Genomic DNA, 5,770 nt, shown 5'->3' on the forward strand with positions numbered 1-5,770 from the left:
TTATAAAAATAAATCCTATAGGAAGGCCAGCCTTCCTATAGGATAATTAAACTATATTTGATAAATAAACTGTAACGCTTATTTAGGACTAGTCAGTAGAGTAAGTCTTAGCGTAATACGGACGAACTCTAATTATCTAAACAGATACTTTTATCTAGCTAAAAAGCAAGGATTAGCTGTACTGTAAGTGGTTTTTAATTATATATATATGCATAATAATAGTATTGTAAAGTACATTTCACTTTTAACTATATGTTTTCTCGTGGCTTGTGAAAAGTCAGTGAGTCCACTGTCTATAGGTGAAACAGAGTATTATTACGAGGAGAGGTTGTCTTCTCTATCTTACGATGAAGATGGCTCATTTTGGATAGGAAGTGAAACAGGAGGATTATACAATTTTAAAGAGGATTATCGCTCGTCATACGACTTAGGTGAAGACCGTATCTATAAAGTGCTCCGTGAGCCTCAGGTAGAAAGTGAGTCCTTACTGTGGTTGGGAGTGAGAAACTCTGGGCTTCAATTATGGAAAATGCAAGCGAATGACACGCTTAATAAGTTGAAGACGTATGAAATTAATTTTAAGGGTAGTAAATACTCTGCATATGATATACTGAGTAATGAAAACACCTTATATGTAGCTACTAGTCAGGGTTTATATGAAATGGATAAGATAGAATTATCGGGAGAACTCTGTCTAATATATCCATCAGAAGAGTATTTATCTAAGCAAAATGGATACTCATTTGTTTGCCATAATCTCTGTGCGTATAAAGATAGTGTGCTTTACGCATCTACTCAGAATGGTGTAGTGCAAATAGATATTAAAAATGCTAAGCAGTCTAAATACTTAGAGAATACTTACATCAATCATGTTTCTATATATAATGATCTACTCTATGCTGTAGGGGATGGATGCTTATTTATTTGTTCCTTAGAAGGCGAGGTAATACAGGAAATAGAGGTGGCTAATAGACCTAAAGTTTATTACCAAGTAGAGGGTATACACTATTTAGTCGGTGCGCAAGAACTTTTACTAAGTAATGATTTAGAAGAGTTTCTATCAATTCGTTTGCGTAGATCTGTTCCTTTGGGAGGTAGAAATATTATCTTGCCAGGAAAACTTAAGCACTTCAGCTATTTGCTAACTGATCATGCACTTTGGAGAATTGCAAATCATATGGATGTCTTTAAGGGTAATATCTCCATTAAAGCAGCTTGTAAGGATGAGCAAGCATATTACTACCTGTCCTCTTATAATGAATTGTTTCGTCAGGAAGTAGGACGAAATAAGGCTAGATGTATTTATACTTTTTCTGAGGATTTGCAGATACGCTGGATGGATATAATAGATGGAGAACTCTACTTCTATGATAGCAATGAGTTCAAAAAGATGAGTGTATCAAAAAGCTGGCTTAATAATATGCTCTTTCGCAAACCCAAGACTTTACTGACATCTCATGCCAAAATAACAACAGCTGCAGTTAAGAAAATAAATGAGGACGTTTACTCTTATATAGGAATACAGGATGGCTTAGTTAGAGTAGCTTCTCCTGCTCGAGTAGATACAATTACAGCTATGAATAATGTGTATGTAACCTCTATTTTTAGTCATCCTTCTAACGATCGCTTATATTTCTCCACCCTAAATGATGGGGTTTTTTATCTGACTCCTGATTCTAAGGTGAAAAGAATAAATGAAACTATTGGATATTCTTTTTTAGAAGATATAATCTCCACAAATGATCATGATCCAAGTTTGATAATACTGACTAATCACCACATACTAAGTCAAAATCCAACAGATTCTTTGCTTGTAAAGGGATATAACAAACTTGTCTATCTCAATGATACCTTGTTTTATGCTATTCCTGAGTTGGGGCTGCATAAATTTTACTTAAGTCAGGGAGCAATAAAAGATGGTGGTATTCATTATCCAGATATTAGATTTCGACCTACTGCTATTTTTACTCATGGCAATCAGCTGTTTTTGGGCTCGAACTTAGGAGTTCTTTCCTTGCAAGCAGGGCAAGAAGACAAGCCTGCTTGGATCAGTTTTGAAGCTCCTGTTAGCTTGAGTCTGTTTTACCTTATTGCATTCTTAATAATAATCTTAGCGCTTGTTTTATTTTTTACGCTAATCTTTTTCCGTAAAAAGAGGCTCAACCTAATTCAATTAGAACGGCGTAAAGAAGACTTAGAAAATAGAATTAGTGAGTTGGCTAGTTATTATGAGTTGATCGATCGTGAGGATGATAAGGAGTTAGCTTATCTGCAACAGAAAATAAGTGAGATTGATCTGGACCCTAAAGCTAAAAAAGTAATCAATATTCAGTTTGATGAGTTGTCACTTGCTTTGATTAATCTAAATAGAGAAGCTACTTTATTCATACCTAAAAAGCTCCAAGAACAAGTAGAACAGATTGAAGCGACCACAGCCTTTGAAAAAGAGTATCTACTTGCTGAGTCTAGACATGCTGAGCAAGAAAGTGATATTAAAAAAATGAGAAATCAAATCAAGAAGAATCAAGAGTGGCTACTCCTACATACGACTTTACTCAACGCTATAAATGAACTATTAGAGGCATTGGATGGGTGTTTGGAGCTGGACAACCTAAACAAAGATTTGTTTCACAAATTAGCCTTACTCAAAGAAAATAGCACCAAGCCACTATCATATATACAAAGCAAGTTTGAGGAGTTGTATTCATCTTATCAAAACATTTTTGCAGAAGAGTCACTAAGAAGCATTCAGGCTTTTGTACGTACAAGAATAAATTATTTGGAAGACCTGTCAGAGCCCTGTACTCGAGTTTTATTAGAGCAGTTAGACTTGATAAATCAGTCTGCACAAAATATGGATAGATTAGAACTACTAAGAAGATTGAAAACTATTGAGGATCAACTGCTAATCTTATTCAAGAGAGATGAAATCAATCTTCATATTCGCGCTTTTAAAGAAAAGAGACAAAGCATACTACAAACCAATGAGGAGCTTGTCAATAAAAAATTTGATAAAGAGCTAGATCAACTCATTGAAGCAGCTACATATGAAGTAGTAGGGCAGGTAGAGAAACTGATCAATGAGTTTTATACACTAGTCAGTAAAACCGATGATTTTATATTGAGAGATATTCTCAAATTCAACAATTTCTACAATCAACAGGCTAAAGTTTTAGCTGTACTTTTAGCCGATCCTAGGGTAAAGAGAATTTTAATTCCTGGCATATTGGGTGTATATGGAAACTTAAATCCTGTAATTAGTCGCCTAATCAATAATCGACTAAAAGCAAACGAGGAGAATTTGCGTAAATACTATGAGAATAAGCCCAATTCAGTATTTACTTGTTCTCTCTTGAGCTTTCTAGACTAGGATAATGTAGCAACCTTCTCAAAAAAAGGTATGGGTTTTAAACTTAATTCAATAATCGTACCTATGTCTTAACTCTCTGTTTGATTGCCTTATACACTGGGTGTTGCAAAGAGTTGCAACTGTTAAAACAGACGAATAAATAAAAGCAACTATTATTTAACTAGCCTTTCGTTTAGATTTGATAGACCATACAGACAAGCTGTGTACTTATGACACTTGCTGTCCATATGGAAATCAATTAATCAATTAAGTTTAAACCCAAAAACTAATTATTATGAAAGCTAAATTTTCATTATTCGTTTTAGTATGTTCTTTATTCTCTATGAGCACATTCGCTCAAGAAGAAAGCATTAAAGACAAAAGATCAAATCCAGATTTATATTTCTTAGAAATATCTGAAGTACCTAATAGCTTAGACTTACTACCTCCTCCACCAGAAGCGGGCAGTATTTTATTTCTTTATGATCAAGCTCAGTATAGCTGGGGTAAAATGCAAAGAGACACCCCTCGTGGAGCTCAAGCTGTCAGTGATGCACGTGTAGGTGGAAGTGGTGTTCCGAGAGCCTTTTCGGAAGCTTTTGGTGTTGAAATTACTAAAGATGCAACCCCTGAAATCTATAAACTAGTGGTAAATATGCGTGAAGATGCTGGTGATTTAGCCACACGTCATGCTAAAGAGCATTACATGAGAGTTCGCCCATTCAGCTTCTATCAAGAAAATACTTGTAATCCAGAACAACAGGCTGAGCTGTCAACCAATGGTTCATATCCATCAGGACATACTGCAATTGGCTGGGCTACAGCACTAGTATTAGCAGAAGTAAATCCAGATCGCCAAAATGAAATATTAAAGAGAGGCTACGAGATGGGGCAAAGCCGTGTGATTTGTGGCTACCACTTTCAAAGTGATGTAGATGCAGCTCGTTTAGTTGCGAGTGCAGTAGTAGCACGTTTACATGCCAACGATGCTTTCATGAAACAGCTAGGCAAAGCTAAAAAAGAGTTGGCTAAGCTCGCAAAAGCAGGTTTAGTAAAACCTAGTGAAAGAAACTAAAATCAACCTTAGACTCAACTAATACCTTGTAGATTATGAATAAGTATTTAGTATTGGCTGCTATGAGCTTGTCTATCGTTTGTGGTGGGCAGGTTCAGGCACAAGACAAATTTGAGATAAAACCCTCAGGTAGGATTTTAATGGATGGAGGTCTCTTTGATTCCAAAAATAAGGAATTTGCAGATGGTGTGGCCGTCCCTGATATGCGTGTAGGTGTAAAGGCTAGTTATGGTCCTTACAAAGCAAAAGTAGATGTAGGTTATGCCTATGGTAAGGTTTCTTTAAAAGATGTCTTTATAGAAAGAGGCTTTGGTTCACACTCCTTAGTTCGTTTAGGCTATTTTGTGCATCAATTTGGTTTGCAAAGTTCTACCAGTTCTTCTATGAAGATTACGATGGAAGAGCCTGCAAGTAATGAGGCATTTTTTAACTCTCGCCTAATAGGGGCTATGTTTATGCATAGTAAGGACGCCTTCTTTGCTACAGCAAGCTTGCATGTCGAAAATGAAGCAATCAAAAAAACATCCAATGAAATGGGAAAACAGGGCTATGGTGCCATGTCTCGTCTGGTTTATCGTCCTTTCCGTGAAGATGGAAGAATCTTCCATGTGGGTATTTCTGGTGCATTTGAGACTCCACGCTATAACGATGATGAAGACTTAAATCATGACGCTTTTATTTTGAAAGCTAATTTCCCTTCTCGTATTTCAAAGATAACCGCTATGCAAGCTAATATTACGCATGCTAAGCGACTGTTTAAGTTTACACCAGAGCTAACCGCAGCCTTAGGGCGAGTGGGCTTGGAAACACAATACTACTACCTCACCGTTAAAAGAGACAATGGGTTCTCAGACTATAAAGCAACTGGAGCTTATGCTTTATTTAGAGGCTTAATATTAGGGGATAGTTATACCTACTCTAATGGCTCGAGTGGAATAGCCACGCCAGCACCAGGCTCACTGGAGTGCGTGTTAGGATATAATTATACAGATATGTCTGATAAAAAGGCTGAGGTGTTTGGTGGTCGTCAAAATGATGCCTCTTTAACATTCAACTACTACATCAATAAGTACATGATTTGGAGATTAAGGTATTCATATACTCATGTTTCCAATCGATTAGGGTTCGACAACCAATCACTAAATTCGTTGCAGACTAGGTTGCAAATAATTTTCTAGTTTCATTATTATAAAGTTTGTAGATTAAAAAAGGTATGTTACCTAAAAGTAACATACCTTTTTGCTTATTAAGGGTGTCTCGTCCTAATATAGCGTTACACAATACATGTAATGTTATGGAAGAATCTAAAGATCAGTATGTAAAACGTACTCAAAAGGATTATAGTA

Annotated in this window: 3 protein-coding genes; all 3 read left to right on the forward strand. The window is 36.1% G+C overall.

Annotation, left to right across the window (positions count from 1 at the left end; translation table 11 throughout):
* The first annotated feature begins 262 nt into the window (after positions 1–262).
* Complete coding sequence (locus B091_RS0111285; protein WP_040368897.1) at positions 263–3,370, forward strand: ligand-binding sensor domain-containing protein; 3,108 nt, start codon at positions 263–265, stop codon at positions 3,368–3,370.
* A 274-nt stretch (positions 3,371–3,644) separates the two neighbouring features.
* Positions 3,645–4,424, forward strand: a complete 780-nt coding sequence (locus B091_RS0111290; protein ID WP_025069675.1) for an acid phosphatase — start codon at positions 3,645–3,647, stop codon at positions 4,422–4,424.
* Between the two features lie 35 nt (positions 4,425–4,459).
* Positions 4,460–5,602: a porin gene (locus B091_RS0111295; protein ID WP_018110105.1), complete on the forward strand. Its 1,143-nt coding sequence runs from the start codon at positions 4,460–4,462 to the stop codon at positions 5,600–5,602.
* Positions 5,603–5,770: the final 168 nt, after the last annotated feature.

The sequence above is a fragment of the Bacteroides propionicifaciens DSM 19291 = JCM 14649 genome (genome assembly GCF_000375405.1).
Classification (GTDB): Bacteria; Bacteroidota; Bacteroidia; order Bacteroidales; family Bacteroidaceae; genus Bacteroides_E; species Bacteroides_E propionicifaciens.